This is a genomic window from Streptomyces sp. NPDC001816 (genome assembly GCF_042892235.1).
In the GTDB taxonomy this organism is placed as follows: Bacteria; Actinomycetota; Actinomycetes; order Streptomycetales; family Streptomycetaceae; genus Streptomyces.
Genome location: NZ_JBIATY010000002.1, coordinates 1022926 through 1048028, shown reverse-complemented (window position 1 = coordinate 1048028; position 25103 = coordinate 1022926). Strand labels below are relative to the sequence as shown.

General features: G+C 67.6%; 16 protein-coding genes and 6 pseudogenes. 14 read left to right on the top strand and 8 right to left on the bottom strand.

What is annotated here, in order from left to right; translation table 11 throughout:
- Positions 1-14: 14 nt before the first annotated feature.
- A pseudogene (locus ACFYZZ_RS10845) lies at positions 15-3833 on the bottom strand (RHS repeat-associated core domain-containing protein); the annotation flags it as partial.
- 523 nt (positions 3834-4356) lie between these two features.
- Here ACFYZZ_RS10845 and ACFYZZ_RS10840 point away from each other — a divergent pair.
- The gene (locus tag ACFYZZ_RS10840) at positions 4357-4692 is read left to right on the top strand and encodes a hypothetical protein (RefSeq protein WP_389173595.1); all 336 of its coding nucleotides are present in this window, start codon (positions 4357-4359) and stop codon (positions 4690-4692) included.
- Between the two features lie 21 nt (positions 4693-4713).
- Here ACFYZZ_RS10840 and ACFYZZ_RS10835 read toward each other — a convergent pair whose 3' ends face one another.
- On the bottom strand, positions 4714-6309 hold the full coding sequence (locus ACFYZZ_RS10835) for an ISL3 family transposase (protein WP_389173593.1): 1596 nt from the start codon (positions 6307-6309) through the stop codon (positions 4714-4716).
- 573 nt (positions 6310-6882) lie between these two features.
- Between ACFYZZ_RS10835 and ACFYZZ_RS10830 the strand changes: the two genes are divergently transcribed.
- Positions 6883-7596 (top strand): VOC family protein, encoded by a 714-nt coding sequence (locus tag ACFYZZ_RS10830; protein WP_389173591.1) that lies wholly within the window; start codon positions 6883-6885, stop codon positions 7594-7596.
- Positions 7597-7907: 311 nt separating this feature from the next.
- Here the strand turns inward: ACFYZZ_RS10830 and ACFYZZ_RS10825 are convergent, their stop codons facing one another.
- Positions 7908-8108 carry a hypothetical protein gene (locus tag ACFYZZ_RS10825; protein WP_389173590.1) on the bottom strand — a complete coding sequence of 67 codons (201 nt, stop codon included), beginning with the start codon at positions 8106-8108 and terminating at the stop codon, positions 7908-7910.
- Between the two features lie 81 nt (positions 8109-8189).
- On the opposite strand from ACFYZZ_RS10825, the gene ACFYZZ_RS10820 reads away from it, so the two are divergent.
- The 3 genes and pseudogenes from ACFYZZ_RS10820 (at position 8190) to ACFYZZ_RS10810 (ending at position 12551) form a co-directional block, all read left to right on the top strand.
- Positions 8190-10712 (top strand): hypothetical protein, encoded by a 2523-nt coding sequence (locus ACFYZZ_RS10820; RefSeq protein ID WP_389173589.1) that lies wholly within the window; start codon positions 8190-8192, stop codon positions 10710-10712.
- A gap of 426 nt (positions 10713-11138) precedes the next feature.
- Positions 11139-11956, top strand: a pseudogene (locus tag ACFYZZ_RS10815) (IS5 family transposase).
- Between the two features lie 97 nt (positions 11957-12053).
- Positions 12054-12551: a DUF1877 family protein gene (locus tag ACFYZZ_RS10810; protein ID WP_389173588.1), complete on the top strand. Its 498-nt coding sequence runs from the start codon at positions 12054-12056 to the stop codon at positions 12549-12551.
- A gap of 18 nt (positions 12552-12569) precedes the next feature.
- On the opposite strand, the gene ACFYZZ_RS10805 is transcribed toward ACFYZZ_RS10810, so the two are convergent.
- The 4 genes from ACFYZZ_RS10805 to ACFYZZ_RS10790 form a co-directional block, all read right to left on the bottom strand.
- Complete coding sequence (locus ACFYZZ_RS10805) at positions 12570-12845, bottom strand: hypothetical protein (RefSeq protein ID WP_389173586.1); 276 nt, start codon at positions 12843-12845, stop codon at positions 12570-12572.
- A gap of 236 nt (positions 12846-13081) precedes the next feature.
- Positions 13082-13468 (bottom strand): hypothetical protein, encoded by a 387-nt coding sequence (locus tag ACFYZZ_RS10800; RefSeq protein WP_389173584.1) that lies wholly within the window; start codon positions 13466-13468, stop codon positions 13082-13084.
- A gap of 290 nt (positions 13469-13758) precedes the next feature.
- Positions 13759-15405 carry a M4 family metallopeptidase gene (locus ACFYZZ_RS10795; protein WP_389173582.1) on the bottom strand — a complete coding sequence of 549 codons (1647 nt, stop codon included), beginning with the start codon at positions 15403-15405 and terminating at the stop codon, positions 13759-13761.
- Positions 15406-15821: 416 nt separating this feature from the next.
- Positions 15822-16106 (bottom strand): DUF1524 domain-containing protein, encoded by a 285-nt coding sequence (locus ACFYZZ_RS10790; RefSeq protein ID WP_389173580.1) that lies wholly within the window; start codon positions 16104-16106, stop codon positions 15822-15824.
- Between the two features lie 745 nt (positions 16107-16851).
- On the opposite strand from ACFYZZ_RS10790, the pseudogene ACFYZZ_RS10785 reads away from it, so the two are divergent.
- Positions 16852-17154 (top strand): annotated as a pseudogene (locus ACFYZZ_RS10785) (IS110 family transposase); the annotation flags it as partial.
- A 130-nt stretch (positions 17155-17284) separates the two neighbouring features.
- On the opposite strand, the pseudogene ACFYZZ_RS10780 reads toward ACFYZZ_RS10785, so the two are convergent.
- Positions 17285-17643, bottom strand: a pseudogene (locus ACFYZZ_RS10780) (VOC family protein); the annotation flags it as partial.
- 261 nt (positions 17644-17904) lie between these two features.
- On the opposite strand from ACFYZZ_RS10780, the gene ACFYZZ_RS10775 reads away from it, so the two are divergent.
- The 8 genes and pseudogenes from ACFYZZ_RS10775 to ACFYZZ_RS10740 all read left to right on the top strand — a co-directional run.
- Positions 17905-18063, top strand: a complete 159-nt coding sequence (locus tag ACFYZZ_RS10775; RefSeq protein WP_389173578.1) for a hypothetical protein — start codon at positions 17905-17907, stop codon at positions 18061-18063.
- Between the two features lie 72 nt (positions 18064-18135).
- Entirely contained in the window at positions 18136-19224 is a 1089-nt protein-coding gene (locus ACFYZZ_RS10770; RefSeq protein ID WP_389173576.1) for an RNA ligase, read from the top strand.
- Positions 19224-20132, top strand: coding sequence for an AAA family ATPase (locus tag ACFYZZ_RS10765; RefSeq protein ID WP_389173574.1), 909 nt, complete (start codon positions 19224-19226; stop codon positions 20130-20132). Before ACFYZZ_RS10770 ends, ACFYZZ_RS10765 begins: the two co-directional genes overlap by 1 nt.
- A 113-nt stretch (positions 20133-20245) precedes the next feature.
- Positions 20246-20467: a hypothetical protein gene (locus ACFYZZ_RS10760; RefSeq protein ID WP_389173572.1), complete on the top strand. Its 222-nt coding sequence runs from the start codon at positions 20246-20248 to the stop codon at positions 20465-20467.
- 1694 nt (positions 20468-22161) lie between these two features.
- Positions 22162-22422: a hypothetical protein gene (locus ACFYZZ_RS10755; protein WP_389173570.1), complete on the top strand. Its 261-nt coding sequence runs from the start codon at positions 22162-22164 to the stop codon at positions 22420-22422.
- 270 nt (positions 22423-22692) lie between these two features.
- A pseudogene (locus tag ACFYZZ_RS10750) lies at positions 22693-23099 on the top strand (transposase); the annotation flags it as partial.
- 328 nt (positions 23100-23427) lie between these two features.
- Positions 23428-24669 (top strand): IS110 family transposase, encoded by a 1242-nt coding sequence (locus ACFYZZ_RS10745; RefSeq protein WP_389173568.1) that lies wholly within the window; start codon positions 23428-23430, stop codon positions 24667-24669.
- A gap of 21 nt (positions 24670-24690) precedes the next feature.
- Positions 24691-25098 (top strand): annotated as a pseudogene (locus ACFYZZ_RS10740) (IS5 family transposase); the annotation flags it as partial.
- Between the last annotated feature and the right edge of the window lie 5 nt (positions 25099-25103).

Sequence of the window (25103 nt, the reverse complement as noted above, 5' to 3'; positions counted from 1 at the left end):
CCCGGTCGACACCATGGGCCGGGGCGGGCAATGGTGTTGCCGCTCTTGTCGTAGGTGTAGCTGCCGGTGCGGGTACCAGTCGTCTTGTCCAGCGTGTGCGGCTTGTTGTCCGTGGTGTCGTCGTAGGTGTACGCCGTGCTCTTGTCACCCGACGTGGTGTGCTGGATCTCCGTCTTGCGCTGGCCAGCGTCCGTGTAGGTGTACGAGGTCCAGTACGGGGCCGCCCCGTCGAGGTTGGACACCGTGCGGCCTGAGGCCGCGCAGTCCGCGGTCTTCGGAGTCCAGGCCTCGGTCATGCGGCGGTCGCCGTCATAGGCGAAGCACTGGTAATCGGCCTTGGCCATGCCACCCTGGGTAGAGCCGTCGAAGATCGAGGTGACGTTGCCCGCGTCGTCCTGGGTGAACTTCAGCTCCTGCGGCATGTAGCCGTGCACGTCATCGGTGACGAAGGATCGGGTCAGGCGACGAGTGCCTTCTTCGTAGTCCCAGTTGAGGTACGCCTTCTTCGCCGAGGACGCGCCGTCCATGCCCAATGTGAGCTGGCGCAGATCCCCTTCGGGGGAGAACTCGGCGCCCTGCAGGTAGCCGGTGGTTCCCTTGGCGGTGAGCTGCCCCCCGAGGGCGTTGAAGGTGTAGGAGATGCCTTCGGACGGTAGGCCCCCAACGGCCGGTGCGGAATACTGGCTGATCGAACCGTCGAGGTTGTAGCCGGTGGTGAAGGACAGCTTGTTCTTGACGTATTTGTCGGTGACCAGGGGCTCGTCGTCGGGCAGGAGCAGATCGCTGCCCGTCACGTGGTACATGGCGTCGTAGGCGGTGACCTTCTGGGTGTAGGCCTTGCCCTTCACACCGCCGACGTAGCGGGTGGCGGTGTCCTGCTGCCCCTTGGCGAGCTCGTCGAAGCTCCAGGCTGCGAGCTTGTTGGCGTCCGTCTCCTCCTTCTGCCACAGACCCGTCTTGCGGCCCAGCTGGTCGTAGCCGAACAGCAGCTTCTTGGTCGCGTCGTCGTTCGGCGTGGTGCTGACGACCTGGTCGAGGTCGTTGTACTCGGTTGCGGCCTTGCCCTTGTCCGGGTCGCTCGAGCTGACCTGTCGGCCGAAGAGGTCGTAGGTGTAAGACCACTTGGTCTTGTCGGGGCCGGTGACGGTCTTCTGCTGACTGGCGGCCGTGTAGGTGTAGTCGGTCGTCGTGTAGTCGGTGCCGGTCGGCTGCGGGCCTGCGTATTCGCGGCGCTGGGTGAGTCGGCCGAGCGCATCGGTGACCTGTGCGACGGCCTGGCCGCCGGCGGGAGCAGTGGTCGCGACGGTGTCGCCGGTGTAGGTGGTGTCGGTGCTCCAGCGGGTGACGCCGTGGACCTTCGTCACCGCCTTGGTGGGCCGGCTGGCGCCGTCGTAGGTGGTGTCCGTCTGGATCGGGGCGGCGCCGCCCTCGATCTCCTGGGGTGTGGAGCTGGGCAGCGAGGTGCTGTCCCAGATGTCGGCCTGCTGGCTGACCGCCAGGCCGCGCGTGTCGTAGCGCGTCAGGGAGAGCAGTCGGCCCTTTTGCGGGGTCGGGGTCTGGGTCTGGCGTGAACGCAGCAGGGAGTCGTAGAACTCGTAGGAGGTGTTGTAGCCGGAGCCGTTGTCACTGAGAACCCCGGTGGACACCCACGACATTTCCTTGCCACTGCTGGTGAGGTGGTAGTCGTAGACGTAGTTCGGGCTCTTGTCCATCAGCCGGATGCGGTTGGGCAGCCAGACCTTGGTGACACGGCCCAGGCTGTCGTACTCGCTTTCGGTGACCTTGCCATTGGGGTCGGTGACCTTCAGCGCCGCGCCGGTGGCAAAGTCCAGGGTCGAGGTCGTCTTGAACTTCTTGGCGTTCTCAACCGACGTCGCGGTCAGCGGCCCTGTGTCCTCGGGCACGTAGGAGGTCGAGGCCACCGCGAGGTCGTGAGTGTCCTTGACGGTCGTCGGACGCCCGAGGGTGTCGTACGACGTCGTGGACACCTTCTGCCAGAGCGGGGCGTCGGCGCTGCCGTAGCCCTTGGCGCGGCCCGTCCAGGTGGCGTCGCGCTTGGTGGGCTTCTGCGTCGCCGACCAGGTCGGGTCCGTCGTGTCGTCGTAGACCACAGCGGTGTCGGAGATGACATCGCCCGGCGTTTTCACGTCCGCGGGCAGATCGAGCGCCGAGTCCGCGGTCGTGCACGGTTTGGCGACGGTGCGGGTCCGGGAGGTGAGGGAGTTGATGCCCTTGTCGTCGTTGCGGGCGTACCAGGTGCGGGTGCACTTCTCGTCGCCCTTGACCGCGTCGTCGCCCTCGTCCTCGACCGTCTCGGCCATGCCGAAGTCGTCGTAGGTGGACTTGACCGTACGGGTGCGGTCGGTGGGGGTGAGCTTGCTGGTGATGTTGGTGCGCGTGTGGGTGGCGGCGGTGCGGACGTAGTACGCCTCGGTGTCCGCGTAGGACTTGTGCTGCGTCGCGGTCCGCTTCGACCACGGGTCGCTGATGCTGCCGCCGACCTCGGTCGCGCCGTTGTAGGTGACCGTTTCGCGGGTGAAGCCGACGTAGGGCTCGGAGTCGGTGATCTCGTCGGCCTTGATCCCGGAGACCTTGACCGTCTTGCGCTTGTCGGGGTCGGGGGTCTTGCCGTCCGGGCCGAGAACGCGGTCGCCGTTCATGCCGCGCAGGTAGACCGTGGTCTCCTTGCTCTGCGTGCCCGTGGAGACTCCAGTGAGGTGGGTGACCTGCTGGTAGCCGCGCCAGACGGACCAGGTGCGCTCCTTGGCGGGAGTCATCGGGTCCTCGTCGTAGTGCCAGGCACCACCACCGGCGTACAGGTAGGAGTGCTGGACGTCTTCCGAGCCGCCCTGGGGGTCGCTGGTGGAGACGGAGCTGACAGGGTACTTCTGGAACCAGTCGAGCCGCGGGTCCTTCTCGCCGTTGGGCGACCAGTACACGGGGTAGCAGCGCTTGGTGTTCTCGTCCACCTTGGGCTTGGTGCCGCTGGCGGTGCAGTCGGCGTCCAGGTACGAGACGATGGTCTGCGCGCCGGTCTCGGAGGTGACCGTCTTCAGCCTGGGCTTGTTCAGCGGCAGGATGTCATCGCTCTTGCCGTCGACCCGGTTGGGCATCATGACGTGGCTGAACGTGACCGGGTCCAGGGAGAGGTCGGTGCCGCGCTTGCCGGTGTGCTTGATCTCATCCAGCCACAGCGACTGGTCGGTGGAGTCACCCGTGTCGCCGGGGTCGAGGTAGAGCTGCTTGAGCGCCCACGCGTCCACCGGCTCGAAGGCGGGGGTGGAGGCGGCCGCGTTCCACGCGTAGGTGGTGATGGTGGTGAGCCGCTTACGGGTGAAGAAGCTCGGTCCGACGTTGCCGTCGCACTTGTCGCCATCCTTGCAGATCGCGTCAAACGGCACGTCCGGCCAGTTGTCCCGGGTGTCCTTCGTCAGCTTGTCGCAGCCGTCGCCGGAGGCCAGGCACCGCTCGTCATAGCTGAAGACGACCTTGTCCGAGGCGGCCGGGGATGCGGAGAACAGCTTGTCGGCGCGCTGGCCGTAGCGGATCTCCTTCAGGTACCCGCCGCGGACGTAATCAGTGCCGGTGTTGTCGTCGCCGAGCTTGTCGTAGTTGTTGTGCTCGGCCGCGTACCAGTACGTGGAGGCGTTGCCGTGGGTGTCCTCGACGTAGTCGAGGTTCCAGCGCCAGGCCTGCGTCTTGGCGCGCTCGGCGAACGTGTCACCGCTGCTGTAGCCGGGCTCGTCCTTGTCGTCGCCGAAGACGGGCACCGTCCATGCGGAGTCGGTGCGGTCGTCCTTGCCAGCGCCGTCGAGCTTGTTCAGGCCGAACACGACGACGCTCGGTCGGAGCGTCCATGCCTTGCTGCCTGCGCATCTGCCGGACCGCGATAGCCGCCGCGACCACGAGGATCAGCGCGGCCCCCGCAAACAGCGGCCATCCGCTGTCGCCGAAGGTCTCCTTGTACAGGTCGGGCAGCAGCCCAGAAGCCGTTTCGACCACCAGCCATGCGCATGCTCCCAGAGACAGCGTCCCCCAGGCACGCTGTCGCCACCACCCGCCGCCCACACTGCCCCCGTCGCTTGCCGGTGGCGGAATCGTAGGTCTCGGCCGCCGCCCGCGGCACCAGTTCTGAGCACTTCCGTACCGACGAATGCCGACTCGGCAACGGCCCGAACACTGAACGAGCGGGCGGTCCCGGCTCATCGAGGGCTGCGGCTCGCTGTTCCCCAGTTCGTTGAGATCCGGAGCAAGCGAGGTAAGGAGTTGCCTTGGTCGTTTTCAAGGCTCTGTCCGCAGTTCCGTGAACGGACATATGGCAGGGAACGAACGTGCCGCATGTGGCACTCTGACAGGATGGTAGAGAGCGACCGGGAACGCGGGGTAGAGGGCTGGATCTGGAACGAGAACGTCCAGCCCTTCTTGGCTCTCTTGGCGCGTTACGCCAACTATGACTTCGATGGCACCGACTGGCAGGCGGTCGAACTCGGCCTTGAGGCCACCGATGATGAGCACCCGGATCGTTGGTACAGCTATCCACTCATCGGATCGGACCATCACCTCGAAGTGCACCTTGCCAAGGCCGTGAGTGGCGATGAGGTTTCTGTCCGCGTGGCGGGAACTTCCAACCCTGAGCTGCTGCTGAGGGCGGACACTCTGATAGCGGCCTTTGCCACCAGGCTCGTCGCATGAGGCGAGCGTGGGTCGCAGCCCTCATGGCTGGGTGAGAATCCGGGTCCGGAGGAGGGCGAACGAGGCTCGGCCATACATAGCCCGCTTCAGTGTCTTCACCCGGTTCACGTTTCCTTCAACGACCCCGGAGCTCCAGGGCAGGGTCAGGCCGGCGGTCACCGCGTCGAGGTCCTGGCGGAGGAAGCCGGCGAAGCCCTTCATAGGCTTCGGTGCGTCCTGCTCGGCCTGCCGGATCCACTCCAGCAGCAGGTATCCGCGCCGGTGACGCACCAGATCTGCGAAGGCCCGGGCGAGGTCGCAGGCCCGGGTGATGTCCGGGCAGGCGAGCCGGACTTGAAGGAGGCGCTCGTCCTGGCTTTCGGTGAGCGTCTCCCGAGGCCGCATGATCCACGAGGTGATCTTGCGGGGGCTCGGGATGTCGGCCCGGACCGGTTCGGCGGTGCCCGCGCGGAGGGCGGCGAGGTGTTTGCGGACGACCTGGCGGCTGCCGCGGTAGCCGCGAGCCTGGATCTCCAGGAACAGCCGGGTGCCGCTGACCTGGCCTTGCGCCTCGGTGAAGCGAGCGTTGAGGTATGCCTTGAAGGGCTCCAGGACGCCGTTGGGGCGGCGGTCGCGGGCGGAGGCCAGCAGCTCGTCGAGGTCGGCGTCGCGAAAGCGGCGCACGGTCTTGCGGTCGAGGTTCAGCCGGCGGGCGATGGCGCTGATCGTCCAGCGTTTCTCCAGCAGGCGGTGGATGTCCTCGTAGCGGTGGCGGGTGCGTTCGATGATCTGGGTGCGGGGCAGTTCCGCGGGCGGTAACAGCATCGGGGCCGCCTCCGGCACCTCGGTCACTGTCTCCTCCTCGGCACGTTTGCGCAGGCAGTCGCGGTGCTGGTGGCAGGTCTTCTCCCCCGCGGCGGACAGGTTCTGCAGCAGGTGCCAGCGATCCGCGACTTCGAGGGCATTGGGGGCAGCTTCCTTGACCGCCTTGGTGTAGGCAGCGGCCCGGCCCCGGCAGATGATCTCGACGCCGGGATGCTCGGTGAGCCAGGTCGCGAATGTCTCGGAAGTGCGGTCGGGCAGCACGTCCACGACCCGGCCGGCCTCGACGTCGACCAGCACGGTGCCGTAGGTGCAGCCCTTGCGGAAGGCAAACTCGTCCACCCCCACCACCCGCGGCGCGCGGTCCGGCACCGTCGGCGCCGTCAGCAGCCTGAGCAGCCGGGTACGGCCCGCGACCAGCCGCAGGCGGCGGCACAACCGCGCGGCCGGACGTCCGCCGAGCTCGATCGCGATGGACCGCAGACAGCCTGTCAGCCCGGTGCTGGAGCGACGGTGCCGCTCGGACAGGCCCGGCACCTGCTCGACGAACGTCTTGCGGGAACAGCTCTTCCGGTCACAGAAGTATCGGTGGACGCGCAGCCGGACTATGATCCGGTGAGGGCCCAACGGCCTTTCATTCAGGTCGCGTTGATACGAACTGTGCGTGCGCCTTGCCTGTTTCCGGCAGTACGGGCACCGGCCCGGGCGAGCGGTGGACAACGCCTCCACCACCAGGACGTCGGAAGAGTCGCTGACGCGCTCCACTCGCACATCGATCCCGGGAAACAGCACGGCCTCGACCGTCTTGCTCGCCATGCCGGGACATACTCTGCCGAAACGATCCCTCGCTCACTTCGCTGACCTGGGGATTCACGGAACTGCGGACAGAGCCGTTTTCAAGAATCCCCATCACGGAAGCGGTCAAGCCAGCCGCCGACCTTCCGCGCGGCCTGAGCCGTCTCCGCCTCCTGGCGCTTTCCGCGTTCGGTGACGAGGGACGACGTGCGCTACCCGGTGAGGTTGCCCAGGTAGGAGGTGCCGGTGTTCCAGGGGGTGAGTTCGACGCCGAATCCGGAGTGGTCGCCGTGATGGAGGTGGACGAGCTTTCCGGCGACCTCCACCACGCCTTCTCAGCCACCGCCGTCAACGTCATCCGCCTCGACGCCCACTGGAATCCCGGCCAACCCTCCTACACGCCCCGGACCAGCAGACTCACGCGCCTCAGCCACCAGCTGGCAGCCCGAACCCCGAATGGTGCAGCTCCGGCTCCGGGGCCGCGGAATATTCGGCTGCAACTGGGGCTGGCCCGCTCATAGGATCCTCGTTCGAGGCGCTGACACGGCGCCCTGCCGACCGTTGGCACTCAACGGACCGAGGATGCGTGGCGCAATGAGCAGCCGACTCTTCGCAATCTCCTTCGACGCGCACCAGCCCGAGCGCCTAGCGCATTTCTGGTCCGGCGTCCTGGGCTTGGAGAGGGCCGGCGATCCTTACGATGGCGTCGCCCTGCTGTCCGGGAATGACGCCGGCTACCGCCTCGGCTTCCGTCCCTCCCAAACGCAGAAGGCCGCCCAGAACCGGCTGCACTTCGACCTGACCAGCTCCTCCCTGGAGGACCAGCAGGAGACCGTGGCCAGAGCGCTCGACTTCGGTGCGCAGCACGCTGACGTCGGCCAGGGACCGGACGCGTCCCATGTGGTACTCGCCGACCCCGAGGGCAACGAGTTCTGTGTCATCGAGCCGGGCAACAATTTCCTCGCCGGCTGCGGCTTCATCGGTGCGCTCGCCTGCGATGGCTCGCAGACCGTGGGCTACTTCTGGAGCGAGGCGCTGGGCTGGCCGCTGGCCTGGGACCAGGACGAGGAGACCGCCATCCAGTCACCGAACGGCGGTACGAAGATCACGTGGGGTGGTCCGCCGCTCATGCCGGACCCCGGCAAGGACCTGCACTTCGACCTCGCACCGGACGACGATCAGCAAGCGGAGGTCGAGCGCCTGCTCTCCCTCGGGGCGAAGCGTCTCGACTCCGCCCACGGCGGGGACGGCGCAGTGCTGCTGGCCGACCCCGACGGCAACGAGTTCCGCGTGCTCACGCGCCGGTGAAGCGGGAGCCGCGGTAGGCGGTTGCTGCTGCGACCGGGCGCAGCAGAGAGTCGGGCAGGCCCCGTCACCCAACGAGCAGCTCAACGCGTCCCGCGAGTAGAGGGCCACACCTAACCCTGAACGAAGCAGCAGAGTCCTCAGGCCGGGGGCCGGAATGCCGCCGGCCGGTCTCCCGATGGTGTGCCCACGCTTCCCAAGCTGCAGTCCGACGACGAGTGACGGGTAGGGAGGCGAGCAGTGGTGACCGTGGCCATAGCTTCCAGCCAGTGCGCCTCTCTGCGCGTGTCCGCACTGAATTGGTTTGCCCAGACTCAGGCGGACACGGCGGCAAGGGCGGCCGTCACGGCGGCCGCGAGAGTGAGCACAGCTGCGAACGTGGTCGCCGCGTGCCTGAGCGCAGCGGGGTAGGTGGCGCCCTCGATGCGGGCGAGTTTGGCCGCGCCGGCGGCGGCCAGCAGCGCGACCACGACGACCAGTGCGGTCGTGAGCAGGATGACAGTGAGAGGGGACACAGCAAGCTCCAGTAGTTCGTGGGGTGTTGATGTGGCCGACGGTCGCGGAATTGGTCTGCGCCGGGGTTCGCCGGTAGGAAGATGAACACCGGCGAACACACCGGCGTCTGGGGGCATGCACAAGTGGCTGATGAGCAGGTTGAGCACAGTTGGGCCCGTGCCGAGCTGCATAAGAGGTTGAGCGACGGACTGGCCCGCTCCCGGCTGAACAAGTCCCAGTTGGCGGCCCGGGTGCAGCTGGGGCGTACGACGGTGTCGGAGGCGTTCAATCCGAACGCGCCTGTGCCTTCGGCAGAAACGGTTTCCGCGCTGGTCCACGTACTGAAGCTTCCGGTGGACGAACTGCTGGAACTGCGACGCAGTGCGGTGCAGGAAGTCAACTCCCCAGCGATGTCGGGACCGGTGCCGGGCAGGTCGATCAGCATGTGGGAGCCGCACGATCTGGAGGTGCATCCGGCTGGCCCTATCTCTGACGGACGCGGTTCCCGCTCGCCTGAGCGGCGGGTGTTGCCCGCCTACGTGCTCCGTGAGCACGACCGTGTGCTCGCGGACGCCGTGCGGGATTGCACAGAGGGCCGCAGTCGGATGCTGGTCCTGGTCGGCTCCTCATCGACAGGGAAGACGAGGGCGTGTTGGGAGGCTGTCCAACCGCTGGCTGAGAGGAGTTGGCGGCTGTGGCATCCCTTCGACCCCACCCGGGCCGAGGCCGCGTTGGAGGACCTGCATCGCGTCCAGCCGCGGACGGTAGTGTGGCTGAACGAGGCCCAGCACTACCTCGGTGACCCGAAGGTCGGTGAGCAGATCGCGGCCGCCGTGCACGCCCTTCTCACCCAGCCCGAGCGCGGACCGGTATTGGTTCTGGGAACCCTCTGGCCTGAATACGCCAGCCAGTACACCTCTCTGCCCGCGCCCGGAACACCGGATCCGCACAGCCGGGTTCGGGAACTGCTGACCAGTCGGACTGTGAGTGTTCCCGAAGCCTTCGACGGCCCAGCTCTGGCCGCTGCCGACGCTCTTGCCGCTGACGGAGACTGGCTGCTGGCCGACGCTCTCGCCCGTACGCGCACCAACGGACGTCTGCCCCAGGACCTCGCCGGAGCACCCGAGCTTGTGCACCGCTACGAGCACGGCACACCAGCCGCCAGAGCCGTACTGGAAGCGGCTATGGACGCGCGCCGCCTCGGCGTCGGCATCCACCTGCAACAGGCCTTCCTCACCGACGCCGCCATCGACTACCTCACTGACAGTGACTACGACCAACTCGCGAACGACTGGGCAGAGGCTGCCTTCGCTGAACTTGCGCACCTCGTCCACGGCAAGCAAGCCCCCCTGCACCGTGTCAGCCCCCGCCCCAAACGACGCCCGCCTGGCCCCTCGCTGCCCTCCACCGGCCCCCTCACGGCACAGGGCCCGGTGTTCCGGCTCGCCGACTACCTGGAACAGCGCGGCCGCAAAACCCGCCGCCTACTGTGTCCGCCCGCCTCCTTTTGGCATGCCGCCCACCGCCACCTCACCCACCCCAAAGATCTCGATAGCCTCGCCCAGGCAGCAGAGACCCGGCACCGCCTCCAATGGGCCCACTACCTCCGCTTGCGAGCAGCGGAGGCGGGCAGCTCCATCGCCCTGGTGCGCCTGGGGATGCTGTGGGAGGCGGCTGGGAGCCTGGAGAGAGCAGAGACTCTCTACCAGCAAGCTGCCGACGCCGGCGACTCCGAGGGCCTAGTCCACCTGGCCGTGCTGCGGGAGATGGGCGGAGACGGAGAGGCCGCCGAAGCCCTGGTCCAGCAGGCCGCCGACGCAGACTACCCCGAGGGCCTCGTCCGCCTGTCCCTGATGAGGGAGGAGGCTGGCGAACGAGAAACTGCCGAAGCCCTGGCCCGGCAGGCCTCCGACGCCGGTAACGACGCCGCCCTGCTCATGCTGGCCGTGGCGCGCGAGGTTGCCGGGGAACCGGAAACCGCCGAAGCCCTGGCTCTGCAGGCCGCCAAAGCCGGCGACCCCGATATACTGCTCCGCCTGGCCGTGATGCGGGAAGAGGCCGGGGATGGAGAGGCCGCCGAAGCCCTGGCCGGGCAGGCCGCCAAAGCCGGCGACCCCGATGGACTGGTCCGCCTGGCCAAACTTCGATGGGAATCCGGGGATCGGGAGGGTGCCGAGGCGCTCTATCGGGAGGCTCACAAGGCTGGTTACACCGATGCCCTGATCGACTTGGCCGTGCTGCGGGCTGAGGCTGGTGACGTGGAGATTTTGGCCCGAAAGGCCGCCAGTACCGGCAACACCGACGCCTTGATCACCTTGGCAGACAAGCGGATGAAGGCTGGGGACCGAGAGGGGGCCGAAGCCCTCTACCGACAGGCCGCCGACTCCGGCTCTCCCTCCGCCCTGATCCGCCTGGCCCTGATACGGGAGGAGGCCGGAGACGGAGAGGCCGTCGGCGCCCTGATCCAGCAACTCGCTGATGCTGGAGCAACCGACGCCCTGCTCCACCCGGCATGGATGTCCCGGACAGCAGAACAGCAGCTCTTGCCAAGACAACGCTGGCCGTACGGGCTGGACGCAGATGGCACTCCTACTGCTCCATGGGACCCATTCACTACACAATGACTAGGCCGAAACGACTGCGTTGAGACGGCGCGGTGGGCAACTCGCCGCGCGTTACAGGGCTGCTCACCCGGAGCGACCCCCATCGGGGGTTCCAGTCCGCGAGCACTGACTCGTGGTCCGACCGCCGCGCTGCTGCGGCTCGCCGACCAGGTGTGCCGGCGGCTCGGCTTCCTGCTCGGCCGACTACGACGACTCCGAGCTTCCGTCGTACTCCCAGGAAGACGACAGGGTGGTGTTCATCTAGGGCCTGTTGCGAAAGTCCCGCACGGATGTGTACCTGTCCGCAGTGGTCGATCTCGACGACACACGGCGCTCGGGTGTCGGAGGGCGTCCTGACAGCACCGGGCCGGGCATTCCGGCGTTAAGAAGTCCTAACAGAAGTGGTTGATCATGTGACTGCTGGCTTATCCGCTCGTTGGTCTGGTCGTGGGGAATCGTCAGTCGCGGCCGTGGATCGTGTCGGATGAACTGTGGGCTCTGGTCGAGCCGTTGCTGCCCAAGCCGGGGCCGAAACTGGTCGAGGGACGGCCGAGGGTGCCGGACCGGCAGGCATTGTGCGGGATCCTGTTCGTGCTGCACACCGGCATCCAGTAGGAGTACCTGCCGCAAGAACTGGGCTTCGGTTCGGGCATGACCTGCTGGCGGCGCCTGGCCGCGTGGAACGAGGCCGGTGTGTGGGACCAGCTGCATGTGCTGCTGTTGAAGAAGCTGCGGTCGGTGAAGAAGCTGGATTGGTCCCGGGCGGTGATCGACTCCTCCCATGTGCGGGCGGCCCGCAGGGGCCCAAAAGCGGTCCCAGTCCGGTCGACCGTGCACGACCGGGCAGCAAGCACCACGTCGTCACCGACGCTCAGGGCATCCCGCTCGCGGTGTCGCTGACCGGCGGCAACCGCAACGACGTCACCCAACTCCTGCCCCTGTTGGACAAGATCCCGTCCGCCGCAGGGGTTGTCGGCCGGCCCCGGCACCTGCCCGACGCACTGCTCGCCGACCGCGGCTACGACCACGACAAGTACCGGCGCCTGCTGTGGCAGCGCGGCATCCGTCCCGTGATCGCGAAGCGCGGAGAGCCACACGGCTCCGGCCTGGGCATCTTCCGGTATGTCGTCGAACGGACGATTGCTTGGCTGCACGGCTTCCGTCGCCTGCGCATCCGGTGGGAGCGACGGGACGACATCCATGAAGCCTTCCTCGGACTCGCTACATGTCTCATCACCTACAGACACGTCCGACGCCTTTGTTAGGACCTCTAAGAGACGGGCATCTCGCCGTCACTGCCGTCGAGTAAGTTCTGTCCGTTCGGCCCGACAGGCGGGCCGCCGAACTCGAGGACTCGTCGCTGTGAGCATCCACATGCACATGCGCGCCGTCGCGGAATCCGAGATCCGGGACGACCACACCTGGCTTGCGGCGTTCATGTGGAAGGCTTGGGAGAACCAACCTGCCGAGTACGCAGCGGGCATCGCCGTCTCGATCGACAAGGTCTGGCATGCCGTCAATGACCTCTACGCCGCTGCCGATCTCCTCGGTGCGGATGCCGGCAAGCCCTGGGAGCTGCCGATTTACGGCGGGCGCCCCGTGGCACACAGCGCCGATGCCGACCCCACCAACCCGCCCCTGGGGATTCTGGAACCGCCTGGGGTGTCACAGGCCGCAGGCTTCCTCGCGAGTGTCTCTTTCGACGAGCTGTGGAACGGCGCCAGTGCCAAGCTCGTCTGGTCCGGCTGGGACGAGGCGCAGGTCAGGCAGGAGTTCCTCGACTATCACAGGCGCCTCCAAGGGTTCTACGGGCGGGCGGCTACCGCAGGCCACGCCGTGGTCAGGGCGGTGTGGGCTTGAGACGTGGTCGCGTGCCGGTCACAGCCATTCGTTGATGGCGGCGAGCAGCACGGTCGCTTCGTACCGGACTGTCTGCGCCGCGGCGTCCGGCTGCCGGACGACCAGCCCGACAAGCTCCTCAACACCCCACACGCCGTGCACGACATTGCCGACCGACTGAACCAGTACCTCGGCCAGCTCCACCTGGACCCACCCAATGACCGGATAGATGACATCACTCAGGCCACCCTGGACTGGCTTCACCAAAGACAACAAGGGACAGACATTCCGGTACAGCAGGGTGAAGGGCTTCAAGGGCGGCAACGGTCTGGTCCGAGCCCGCCCGCACCAGCAGAACATCGACTTCGACGCGGACATCCGCCGCTTGCACGCTGCGGCCTGGAAGCTGTACGGGGGTACGGCGGATACCTGCACTCGTACACGGACCTCCAAGCCGAGTACGACGCAGAGATGCGCGCCGCAGCCTGGTGACAGGGCCGCAGGCCCCCGGCCACCCCGTCTGGCCTGAGGAGCCCCGGCGGTTGGCCGGGTCAGCCGATTCCGGTGACCTGCAGGGCCGTGGTCCAGTTGGTCTTGATGGCGCTGCGGGCGGCGGACAGGGTGATGGTGCCGGCGCAGACGGGGTTCTTCAGCTTCGTCTCCACTGCGTCCTTGGAGTGCGCGGTCTGGGAGCCGGAGTAGGGCTCGGGCCACAGGTTGCCGGGATCGCGGGGCGCGCCGCCGAGTTCGAGGGGGACGAGGTGGTCTTCCTCGTAGACGGCCATGTTCGTGTCCGTGTAGCCGTAGTCGATGATGCCCTGGGCCTTGAGGGGGTTGATGTGGGTGGTCGGGGGGCGGACGGTGGCGGTCCAGCCGGAGACGCAGATGGTGCTGTGGATGGTCGACTGGGTGACGTCCGGGTTGTAGGAGCCCGGCATGCAGGAGGAGTCGGGCAGCGGCAGACAGGCGTGGGAACAGGTCGAGGCCTGGGCGGGTGCCGGCCGAGGCGGCGATCAGGCCCGCGGCGCCGAGGGCCAGGGAGCTGAGGGTGGCGGTGATACGGCACATGGGAAGCCGTCCGCGAGGTCGCCGGCGCCGAGCCGCGGATGCCCGAGCTGCTCGTCGATCCTGCTGGGTGTCTGCCGCGAAAGACGGCCTGTGGTTCGGGGCGTGCGCCGGGGGCGGCAGCAGGGGGTCGAGTCCCTGTTGCCGCCCTTGGTGCGGTGGGTCAGCTGACGTTGACTGCGGTCCAGGCCGCGGCGACCGTCTTGGCTTCGGTGCTGTCCGCGCCATACAGGTCCGTTGCCGCCTTCACGGTGCCTTCGCGGGCTGCCTTGTAGTCGGTCTTCGAGGTGAAGTACGTGGTCAGCGCCTTGTACCAGATCTGCAGGGCCTTGTCGCGGCCGATGCCGGTGACCTTGGAGCCGTCCTGGGTGGGCGAGTCGTAGCTGACGTCGTTGATCTTCTTCGCGCCGCTGCCCTCGGCGAGGAGGTAGAAGAAGTGGTTGGCGACGCCGGAGGAGTAGTGCACGTCCTTGTTGCCGACGTCCGCGGACCAGTAGTCGGCGGAGCCGCCGTCCTTGCTGGGCTTGTCCATGTAGCGCAGTGGTTTGCCGTCGCCGTTGATGTCGATCTTCTCGCCGATGAGGTAGTCGCCGACGTCGGTGGAGTTGTTGGCGTAGAACTCCACGCCGGTGCCGAAGATGTCGGAGGTGGCCTCGTTGAGGCCGCCGGACTCGCCGGAGTACTCCAGGCCCGCGGTGTTGGAGGTGACGCCGTGGCTCATCTCGTGGCCGGCGACGTCCAGTGAGGTGAGCGGGGCGGCGTCCTTGGTGCCGTCGCCGTAGGTCATGCAGAAGCAGCTGTCGTCCCAGAAGGCGTTCACGTAGGCGTTGCCATAGTGGACGCGGGAATAGGCGCCGACGCCGTCGTTCTTGATGCCGCTTCGGTTGAAGGTCTTCTTGTAGAAGTCCCAGGTCTCCTGGGCGCCGTAGGCGGCGTCCGCAGCTGCGGTGGCCGCGTTGGAGACCTTTCCGTCGCCCCAGGTGTCGCTGTCCTGGGAGAACAGTTTGCCGGTTCCGTCGGAGCCGTGGTCGAGGTTGTAGGTCTTGTGGCCACCGCGCGTGCCGTCGGTGAGGGTGTACGACGATCCGGACTGGGTGCTGGCCAGGTCGACCTTGCCGCTGTACTGGGTGTTGCCGACGCCGGTCTCGACGCCCTGGTACTGGAAGAGTTTCTTGCCGGTGGCAGCGTCGGTGATGACGTGCAGCTGGTTCGGGGTGCCGTCGTCCTGCAGGCCGCCGACGACCGTCTCGTAGGCGAGGACGGGCTTGCCGGAGCCGGCCCAGATCACCTTGCGGGCCCCGTTCGCGGCGGACTTGGCGGAGCCGAGGGCCTTGGCGGCGGACGCCGCCTGCTTCTTAGCCTGGGCGGCGGTGATCTGCGGCTTGAGCGAGGCCACCTTGATGGCCGACTTGGTCGCCTTGGTGACGCCCTCGGCCTTGCCGGACTTGGCCGTGTGGACGACCAGGTCGCCGCCGAGCACGGGCAGACCCGCATAGGTGCGCTCGTAGCGGGTGTGCACGGTGCCGTCGACGTCCCTGACGACGTCCTTGACGACCAGCTTCTCCTTCGCGCCCAGACCTATTCGCTGCGCCGTGGTGGCGGCGCCGGCCTGCGCCCTCTGGACCAGAGTGGCGCGGGCGGCGGCCGACAGGGAGGTCGGGGCCGCACCAAGCGGCTTCGCGGCCGCGGATTCGCCCGGGATCTGGGCGGAGGCACTGGTGGCCAGACCCGTGGACAGCAGGGCTCCGGCCGCCACCGCGGTCGCGATGGCCAAAGTGGTGCGCTCATGACGCACATTGAGGAGGCTCACAAAGGCTCCTTGTTGTGGGGGGAACGCCGCCGGGCCGGTATGGGGCCAACCCGAACAGCTGTGGAATGGGTGGTGCTCGTACAGCGGGTGAACAGAGACTGGCATGTATGACACGTGCATGTCACTGCGCTGGGTGAATGCTGGTCGGGAATCGGCCGACCGCTCCCACCAGGGAAAACGGCACACCAAAGTCGCCGTGCGCGTCGGCAGCAGTCGGCTCTGCGTGAGCCGGCCTCACTGCCCTGCTCGACGCGTGCCGCATCAGCGGCGCCGGCCGTGTGCGCGGCCGGCGTTTCAACGGGGCCGATACCCCACCGCCGCGCACCATCGGCTCTTTTGCACCGGTGTCCGGCACGCCAGGGCCGACGTCTGCGTCGCGTCACTGCGGTTGCCCGCCAGGGGCAGACGCGTGGGTGTCAGGTCGTGCAGGTGTCGAGCATGGAGGACAGGGCCGTCTTCTCCTGGCCGGTAGTGGTCAGCTTCCAGATCGATTTGATGTGGGTGTAGTCCTTGGCGTAGGTGCACCAGAAGGCGTGGTCGGTGGGCTTCCAGTCGGCCGGCCCGCTGTCGGACTTCGAGGAGTTGGAGGACTCCGAGGCGATCAGCAGCTGGGGGTCTTGCAGGTCGTTTCCGAAGGCCTTGCGCTGATCCGCGGTCCAGGTGTCGGCACCCGAGCGCCAGGCCTCGGCGAGGGGGACCATGTGGTCGATGGTCGATGGTCGCCTGGGCGACGTCGGTGACCGTGGTGTCGTCGTAGACCGAGGACCAGGAACCACTTGCCGGCTGGCAGCGGCCGGGCTTGTCCTGGACGTCTTTCCCGTCGCGGGCGAGGACGTCCTGGCGGGTGGTACAGCCGTCCGGCTGAGTGGACCAGATGTCGAACTTGTCGCGGGCATAGCCGTCCATCGAATGCGGCGGAGCCACGGCCAGGGCGGCCAGCTCGCTCCGGGCGGTCGCCGTCGACGGGGGCGCGGGCGGCTCAGCCAGCGCGGGAGCGGCAGCTATGCCGATCAGGAACAGCGCGGTTGCGGGCAGGCCGAAGGCAGCGCAACGCATGAAGTCTCCATGAAGTGTGGGGGGTTGGAGATACACACACGAGAAAACCGCAGCCCCGGCACCCTCCGCTACGCGCGTCGACCAGCTCTGACAACTCCCCCACGCCACCTTCACCACCAGGACACGGGCCAGAGGCAGGGCGGACCATGCCGATCAATCTTCCCTGCGTTCTTCTCCGGGACAGGGCGAGCCCTTCGTATGGTTGGCCCACCCAGGGGCGTCGGGCGTGGCTTTCAATCTTCTGCCGCTTGTGGCTTCCATCGATTGGCCGCTCGACGCCCCACGACGACTCGGCTGCCAATTAGGAATTGCGAATGATCGCTCCGTAGGGAATCGACAGCGAGGTCGTCCGTCGGGAGGCACCAGCACCACACCGCACGGAGGCACCACATGGCCGCGATCTGGGCCGGCATCGACGCAGGCAAGACCCATCACCACTGCGTCGCGATCGACGACAGCGGCCACCGGCTGCTGTCCCGACGCGTCACCAACGACGAGACCGAACTCCTCGAACTCCTGGCCGACGTCCTGGCCTTGAGCCACGAGGTGACCTGGGGCATCGACCTGGCCGACGGCAGCGCCGCCCTGGCCATCGCGATCCTCCTCCACCACGACCAGCCGGTCCACTACATCTCCGGCCGGGCCATCCACCGCGCCTCCGAGAGCTACCGCGGCGAAGGCAAGACCGACTCTGCTGCCTAATTCAGGGTTGGGTGTGGCTCTCTACTCGCGGGACGCGTTGAGCTGCTCGTTGGGTGACGGGGGCCTGCCCGACTCTCTGCTGCGCTCCTCGCAGCAGCAACCGCCCACCGCGGCTCCCGCTTCACCGGCGCGTGAGCACGCGGAACTCGTTGCCGTCGGGGTCGGCCAGCAGCACTGCGCCGTCCCCGCCGTGGGCGGAGTCGAGACGCTTCGCCCCGAGGGAGAGCAGGCGCTCGACCTCCGCTTGCTGATCGTCGTCCGGTGCGAGGTCGAAGTGCAGGTCCTTGCCGGGGTCCGGCATGAGCGGCGGACCACCCCACGTGATCTTCGTACCGCCGTTCGGTGACTGGATGGCGGTCTCCTCGTCCTGGTCCCAGACCAGCGGCCAGCCCAGCGCCTCCAGAAGTAGCCCACGGTCTGCGAACCATCGCAGGCGAGCGCACCGATGAAGCCGCAGCCGGCGAGGAAATTGTTGCCCGGGGGCCGCAGGCGGACGGCATGACCGGGCCGCTCGACCCGGCGAAGGCCGCCGAGTGACCTGGGGCAGTCCCACCGGCCGCCTCTGTCACCGATGAGGAACCCACGGGCAGGCCTCCCGTACCGCGACCATGCTGCACACGCTTCTCGGCACTCGTCGGTGCGGCGAGCCGGCGCTCGCTTCTGTCTGACCACACGCGGCCTGTCCTACCTGGCAGGCAGGGATGCAGCGCACCACATCCGCTTCCATCGTAGGAACCCCACATGGCAGTCGAGTTCGAGGCGTTGCAGTACGCCGCGTTGGAGCTGCGCGACGACATCAGCAACCTACGACGAGGACACCCCGCCTCCTGGGAGCTGGCCGTTCCGAGGATTCGCCGCCACGCGACCGCTCAGCCGAGAGCCCGCCATGATCCGCACTGAGAAAACCGAAGGCGCCTCCCATAGGCGCCCAGGCATGATCAGCCCTTCTGCCCCTCGCCAGGAGAGACGACGATGCTTTCCCACATAGATGACCTGTTCGACCCCAGCCTGCTCGCGCGCTGCCTCGACGAGGGCTTTGTACGTGAGCAGACCCACCCCACGTTGCCGCTGCGCATCCTCAACTACACCGAGAAGGCACAGTTCGAGCGCGAGTGGAACCAGGTCACCCGGCAGTGCCGCGGGCTCGTCATCGACCGCCAGGGGCGGATCCTGGCCCGGCCGTACGCCAAGTTCTTCAACTACTCAGAGCACCCCGAGGGCACCTTCGGTCTGGACGACCCGGTCGTGGTCACTGACAAGCTCGACGGCTCGCTGGGCATTCTCTACCCGGTGCCTGGCGGCGGCTACGCGATCGCCACCCGGGGCTCCTTTGCCTCGGACCAGGCCCTGCACGCAACGAAGGTCTGGCAGGAGCGCTACGCGGCCACTGCCACGATCAAGCCTGGTGTCACCTACCTCTTCGAGATCATCTTCCCGGAGAACCGAATCGTCTGCGACTACGGGACCATGGACGACCTCGTGCTGCTCGGCGGTGTCGATCTCGCGACGGGAGCACCCGTCCCCGCGGATAACCTCCCGTGGGACGGACCCCGAGTAGATACCTTCGACTTCGCAACGCTTGCCGAGGCGCTGGCTGCTGCGCCGCGCCTGGGCGCCGAAGGCTTCGTCCTGCGCTTCCCTGGCCACGACGACTCCATGATCAAGATCAAGCAGGACGACTACGTGGCACTGCACCGGATCATTACCGGCCTCAACGCCCGGGCCGTCTGGGAGCGCCTCGGCGCGGGCGACACCACCGCCGAGATCTGTGACGGGCTGCCCGATGAGTTTCACGGCTGGGTCAAGGACGTCGCAGCCGACCTGACCGCGCAGCGCGACGCGATCCTCACCGAGGCGAGTGCTCAGCACCGGCGCATCCTCGACGCGCTGGCCGAAGGGTGGACGCGCAAGGAATACGCCGCGCTTGCCAGCCGTTCGCCGCTGCGCGCCTGGCTGTTCCAGCTCCTGGACGGCCGTGACCCGTCGGCCCGGATCTGGCACACCCTGCGCCCCGAGGGCGACCTGCGGCCCGTCAACCCCAACACCGAGGACAACTCCTGATGCCCACTCTGCACTTCACCCGTGGCCTGCCCGCCAGCGGCAAGACCACCTGGGCGCGTGCCTGGACGGCCGAAAACCGTGGTGGCCGGGCCCGCGTCAACCGCGACGACCTGCGGGCCATGCTTGATTCCGGCGAGCACATCAAGGGCGTAACCGAGAAGCGCGTGATGGCCGCCCGGGACGCTGCGATTCTCGATCTCCTGCGCCGCGGTTATGACGTGGTCTGCGATGACACCAATCTGCCGCAGCGCGTCGCCCGCGACCTGGCCCGCCTTGCGGACCGGGCCGGTGCCGAGTTGCGCGTGCACGATTTCACCCACGTCCCGCTTGCCACCTGCCTTGATCGGGATGAAGCCCGCGCGGCTTCCGTGGGAGAAGGGGTCATCCGCGACCTCCACCAACGCTACCTGGCGGGCAAGCCCACACCACTGCCGCTGCCCGAGGAAAGCCGGGCGGTCGCGCCGGTGGGGCGGGCATACGAGCCGAAGCCCGGCAGTCTCAAGGCGGTCCTCGTGGACATCGACGGGACGGTCGCCCTGATGACGGGCCGCAGCCCGTTCGACGAGACGCGGGTACACGAGGACCTGCCGAACCCGCCAGTCATCCAGGTTGTACGGGCGCTGCACGCGGCGGGCAACCAGATCGTGTTCCTCTCAGGCCGCACCGACAGCTGCCGCGAGGCGACCGAGGCCTGGCTGACCGAGCACGTCGACGTCCCGTTCGCGGGCCCGTTCATGCGGCCGACCGGGGACTCCCGGAAGGACTCGATCGTCAAGGTCGAACTCTTCGACGCCCACGTACGAGACACATTTGACGTCGTCTGTGTGCTCGATGACCGCAGTCAGGTCGTCCAGGCCTGGCGGGCCATCGGCCTGACCGTCCTCCAGGTCGCCGACGGCGACTTCTGACCCCGCGAACAGTCGCACGTCAACCGCCGTTTCACTCCCCCAACACCGCGCCGCGCCGGGCGGCACTTCCCGGCGCGGCGCCCTTACGAGCTGTACGAGTACATCAACGGCCTGTGGCAGAAGCTCAGCAGGGTGCCGAAGCCCTCTGCCGGCAGGCCGCCAACCACGGCGAGACCGACGCCCTGGTCCGCCTTGCCCTGATACGGGAGGAGGCCGGGGACCCGAAAGGCGCGGAGAACCTGGCCCGGCAGGTCGCCGACAACGGCAACACCAAGGCCCTGTTGGTGGAGGGGTTTCAATGGCTGTGGCCATTGCGACGAGCTACGTCGGAGTAGAGCCCGCCGCTGGCGCGTGCGGCGGCTTGGGGGCCGCTGTGGAGCGGCAGCAACAAAGGACGACCTGGGTGGGGTCGGGCGGGCGGGCTTCGCCCGCGGGTGAGGGCAGGGAGCGCCCCTAGCGACGTTCCTTGAGGTTCAGTGCGCCTACGAGCAGGGCGATCATCAAGACCCACCAGAAGAATGCGGCGGGGACTGCGAGCCACACGTTGTTGGGGAAGATACGGAGGGCGCCGACGCAGCCGGCTAAAACTCCGGTTACCCAAAGCAGGACTAAGAGAAGGCCAAGGCAACCGCCTGGCTCCGCGGGCGGGCTGCTGTGGCCAGTTTCAGGCGGGAGGGGGGCGTCGGGGCGTTCGCCCCCGTCCTCGTGCCCGTGGTGCCCGCCAGCATGCCCACCGGGCCCACCTCCGTGGTGGCCGCCACCATGCCCACCATGCCCGCCTCCGTGGCCCCCGCCCCCATGGCCCCCTGCGTTCATTCATGCCTCCCCGTCCGCAGCCCACCACTGTGACACTGAGATCCAGGCGCGGGAAGGACTTTTCGCGGCCCGTGGCGGGGGCGTGGCCTACTGCGTCCCGGACCGCAGTCAGGGCAGTCTCTGGCCGACGTTCCGTACAAGGACCGGAGAGGCCGGCGGCTTCACGGACGTCCCGCACATGCCTGAACAACCGTCGGATACTTCCAAGGAACGGACTTATGGGGCTACTTGCCTGACACACCTGACGCTCAATCGACACCCTAGATAACTCGTCTTGTCGCACTACTCGACCGCGTGCGAGAAGGGCGAGGACTTGGGCCCGGGGCTGATGGCTTCCGGGCGCGGCAGCGAACCACTGGGCCGCTACGTTGAGTATCTCGACGGAGTACACTGGTTCCCCGCAGCTGCCACCGGTGCACCGCCGACCGCGCCCACCGCGCGCTGCTCGACCACAGCTCGTTCTGCCCGCTGTGCGCAGACGCGGACACGGCGGCGGACTGCATCCTCGGCCGCGGCCTGTACCGCCTCCAGAGGGAATGCCGACGATGAACATCGAACCTAAGCCCCCCCGTCACGCCCGCGGCGGCGCCTGGACTGTCCGCGCGTAGGGCGGCCGGCTACTGCGGAGAGTGGCACCCCAGCCAGCGCGGTTTCTGTACCCGGCCGCCCCATGCGGATACATGGCACCTCGACCACTACAGGGGTAAGAGGTCCATCACGGACGCGGAGGGCTTCGTGTGGACCAGCTGACCCAGCTGTAGACGGCCGTTCCCGAGGCCGACGCGTTGGGAACGGGCAAGCCTCCAGTGTCTCCCAGACGGTGAATCGGGGAGGAAGTGGTGCTGGAGAGGCGGGGCCACATCTGCCCACGATCGCCTGCCCGTCCTCAGCGCCGAGCGAGGGCGATCACGCTGAAGGTGTCACCGAACGCCTCCTGCGCGGTCGCGGACAGGGACGCGGCGGTGAAGATGAGCACCGCGCGGCAGATTCATCGCTGGCAGCAGCGACGCTGCGAGCAGCGGCTCACCTCCGCTCGCGCGGAATGGACTACGTGTGGATCGGCCGCACCATCATCTTCCACGACTCACCTCCGCTCGCACTGCCTTCAGGGCACTGTGATCGACCTGGTCGAGATGAGGCCAGACTGCAAAGCCGGCGTGGAGCCGTGACCAATCGACGGACGGCACTAGGTCGACCACGCTACGGTCCAGCCATGCCGAACGATGCGCCCGATCCCTTCAAGGAAGTCATGACGCGAGAGTCCCTCGCCGCCATGATCCACAGCCTCTGCGACGACTTTCACCGACGGGGCGAGGAGTGGGAGAACCGCACCGTGGAGGACTACCTCGGTGCGCTCGCCGCGTGGATCACGGACTCGCCCGGCTCGTACCGGTACCTCGGCGAAGAGATGCCGCCGGACGGCGACTGGACGTTCTTTGCGCGGGCGCTCAGCGCAGCCGTCGTGTACGAGTAGCCAAAGGGCGGTGCCATTCTCGTGCCAGAGCGGGGGCTCACGGGGAATCAGGGTACAGAGAGGGCGCGTGGCCGGACTCTAGATGATCAATTCCAAGGGATGCCTGCGGAGGGTGTGGGGTGGGCGGCGACCGAAGCCACCGCGAGACGGTCAGGCGGGGTCAAGGCAGCCACCGCACACGTCACCACCCTGAGCGCCTAACTGATCGTTTCAGAACGAGTTGAGCTGTGGGTCTTGCCCTCGGCGATCTTGGTCGGCAGGGTGTCCGGGGTGCGTGGTGATCTTGTCCCCGACGACCTGTGGGAGCGGGTGGCTCGGCTGTTGCCCCCTGCTCCCGAGCGGCGCCGTCGCCATCCAGGGCGGTTGCGTGTTCCCGACCGAACGGCGCTTGCTGGCGTCATGTATGTGCTGCGGACCGGTGTCGCCTGGCGTGACGTTCCCGCAGAGAGTGTGGGCTGCTCCGGTGTGACGGCCTGGCGCCGGCTACGGGACTGGACCGAGGCCGGTGTCTGGCCCCGCCTGCACGCCCCCCTGCTGGGCGAGCTACGCCGCGCCAACCTGCTGAACTTGGACAACTGTTCCGTGGACGGCTCGCACATCCGGGCCCTCAAAGGGGGGACCACGTCGGTCCCTCACCGGTCGACCGGGGCCGGGCAGGATCGAAACACCACCTAATGGTGAGTTACGAGGCTGGTGAAGCCTGAAACACCACCGGGCCCGGAGCCCTTTGATCAGACGGGTTCACCAGCCTTGCGTCGTGGCGGCGGCACGTACTCAACCGAGGCGAGGATGTTCGTGGTCTGAGCCGCTCGCGAGGAACACCTCCCAGCTCACCGGGAGCCTTCAAGCTCCTGAAAAGACTGAGGACCTCGCGGGTAGCTGGGGTCACGAACGGCTAATCGGATGCCGGGCCGTCAGAGCCCTTCCATTAGGGAGTCGCGTGTCTCCACGGCTGTGACCAGCAAGCGAGAGGTGCAACCGACAGGAAGGACGCGAGACAACCCCATGAATATCTTCTGCGGTATCGACTGGGCCAGCGACCACCATGACATCGCCCTCATCGACGCCGACGGCACGCTGGTCGCCCGGGCCAGGATCGCTGACGACGCCACCGGCCTCCAGCAACTACTGGACCTCCTGGCCGAACACGGGGACACGCCCGAAACCCGCATACCAGCCGCCATCGAGACGTCCCGAGGACTGCTGGTGGCATGCCTGCGAGCCACCGGCTGCCCCGTCTACGCGATCAACCCGATGGCAGCGTCCCGATACCGTGACCGCCACACCGTCGCACGCAAGAAGTCAGACCACCTCGATGCCATGGTCCTCGCCAACATCTTGCGCACCGACGCCGCAGCACACCGGACGCTGCCTGCCGACACCGAACTCGCCCAGGCCATCGCCGTCTTGGCCCGCGCCCAGCAGGACGCGGTCTGGGACCGCACCCAGGCTGCCAACAAACTACGGTCCCACCTGCACGAATACTTCCCCGGCTACCTCGCCGCCGTCCAGCCGATCCTCGGCGGCCTGTGCTCATCCGTCGCCCGCGCGCTGCTGGCAGCCGCACCCACTCCGGCCCGGGCCGCCCGGCTGACCAAAACCCAGCTGCGGGCCGCACTGAAAAGAGCCGGACGCCAACGCGGGATCGAGGCCGAGGCCACGCGCCTACACGCGGTCCTACGAGCCCCTCAAATGCGCCAACTCCCGCTGGTCGAAGACGCGATGGGCCACCAGGCCCTGACACTGCTCCGAAAATTGGACGCCGCCTGCACCAGCGCAGAGGAGCTCGCCGAAGCCGCGGTGGAAGCTTTTGAGACACACCCGGACGCCGACATCATCACCAGCTTCCCCGGACTCGGCTCCCTCACCGGCGCCCGTGTGCTCGCTGAGATCGGAGACGACCGATCCCGCTTTGCCGATGCCAGGGCCCTCAAGTCCTACGCCGGAGCAGCACCAGTGACCCGGGCATCCGGCAAGAGCGTCTCCGTCAGGGCCCGCCGGATCAAGAACCAGCGTCTCGCTGCTGCCGGCTACGTCTGGTCGTTCGCGTCCCTGACGGCCTCAGTCGGCGCCAGGGCTCACTACGACCGCAGACGCACCACCGGCGACCGGCACATCTCAGCCCTGCGAAATCTCTTCAACCGCATGATCGGGTGCTTGCACCACTGCCTCGACAAACAAGTCCACTACGACGAAACCATCGCCTTCCCCTCCCGCCCCGAGCCCATCCTCACTGCCGCAGCTTGACCGCTTAACCCCATCGGATGTCTGATCGTCGACCGGCACGGAACCCCGCTCGCCGTCACGCTCACCGGCGGCAACCGGCACGACGTCACCCAGCTTCTGCCCCTGCTGAACGCGGTTCCCCCGATCCGGGGCCTGCGGGGACGCCCTCGGCGCAAGCCCCGGCGACTGTACGCCGACCGGGGCTATGACTTCGACAAGTACCGCCGCCTGCTGTGGAAACGCGGCATCAAACCCGTGATCGCCCGACGCGATGCCGCCCACGGCTCCGGACTGGGCAAGGTCCGCTGGGTAGTCCAGCGCGCCTTCGCCTGGCTTCACCAGTTCAAACGACTCCGCATCCGCTACGAAAGACGTGCTGACCTCCATCACGGCCTGCTCGAACTGGCCTGCAGCCTCATATGCCTCCGCCGCCTGCAGACCTCGTTGTGAAACGA

Excerpts from the sequence above, each read along its gene's own strand:
- ACFYZZ_RS10840 (WP_389173595.1), top strand. The coding sequence starts at position 4,357 with ATGGTAGAGAGCGACCGGGAACGCGGGGTAGAGGGCTGGATCTGGAAC.
- ACFYZZ_RS10835 (WP_389173593.1), bottom strand. The coding sequence starts at position 6,309 with ATGGCGAGCAAGACGGTCGAGGCCGTGCTGTTTCCCGGGATCGATGTG.
- ACFYZZ_RS10830 (WP_389173591.1), top strand. The coding sequence starts at position 6,883 with ATGAGCAGCCGACTCTTCGCAATCTCCTTCGACGCGCACCAGCCCGAG.
- ACFYZZ_RS10820 (WP_389173589.1), top strand. The coding sequence starts at position 8,190 with ATGAACACCGGCGAACACACCGGCGTCTGGGGGCATGCACAAGTGGCT.
- ACFYZZ_RS10800 (WP_389173584.1), bottom strand. The coding sequence starts at position 13,468 with ATGCCGGGCTCCTACAACCCGGACGTCACCCAGTCGACCATCCACAGC.
- ACFYZZ_RS10790 (WP_389173580.1), bottom strand. The coding sequence starts at position 16,106 with ATGGTCCCCCTCGCCGAGGCCTGGCGCTCGGGTGCCGACACCTGGACC.
- ACFYZZ_RS10775 (WP_389173578.1), top strand. The coding sequence starts at position 17,905 with ATGGCAGTCGAGTTCGAGGCGTTGCAGTACGCCGCGTTGGAGCTGCGC.
- ACFYZZ_RS10770 (WP_389173576.1), top strand. The coding sequence starts at position 18,136 with ATGCTTTCCCACATAGATGACCTGTTCGACCCCAGCCTGCTCGCGCGC.
- ACFYZZ_RS10765 (WP_389173574.1), top strand. The coding sequence starts at position 19,224 with ATGCCCACTCTGCACTTCACCCGTGGCCTGCCCGCCAGCGGCAAGACC.
- ACFYZZ_RS10755 (WP_389173570.1), top strand. The coding sequence starts at position 22,162 with ATGCCGAACGATGCGCCCGATCCCTTCAAGGAAGTCATGACGCGAGAG.
- ACFYZZ_RS10745 (WP_389173568.1), top strand. The coding sequence starts at position 23,428 with ATGAATATCTTCTGCGGTATCGACTGGGCCAGCGACCACCATGACATC.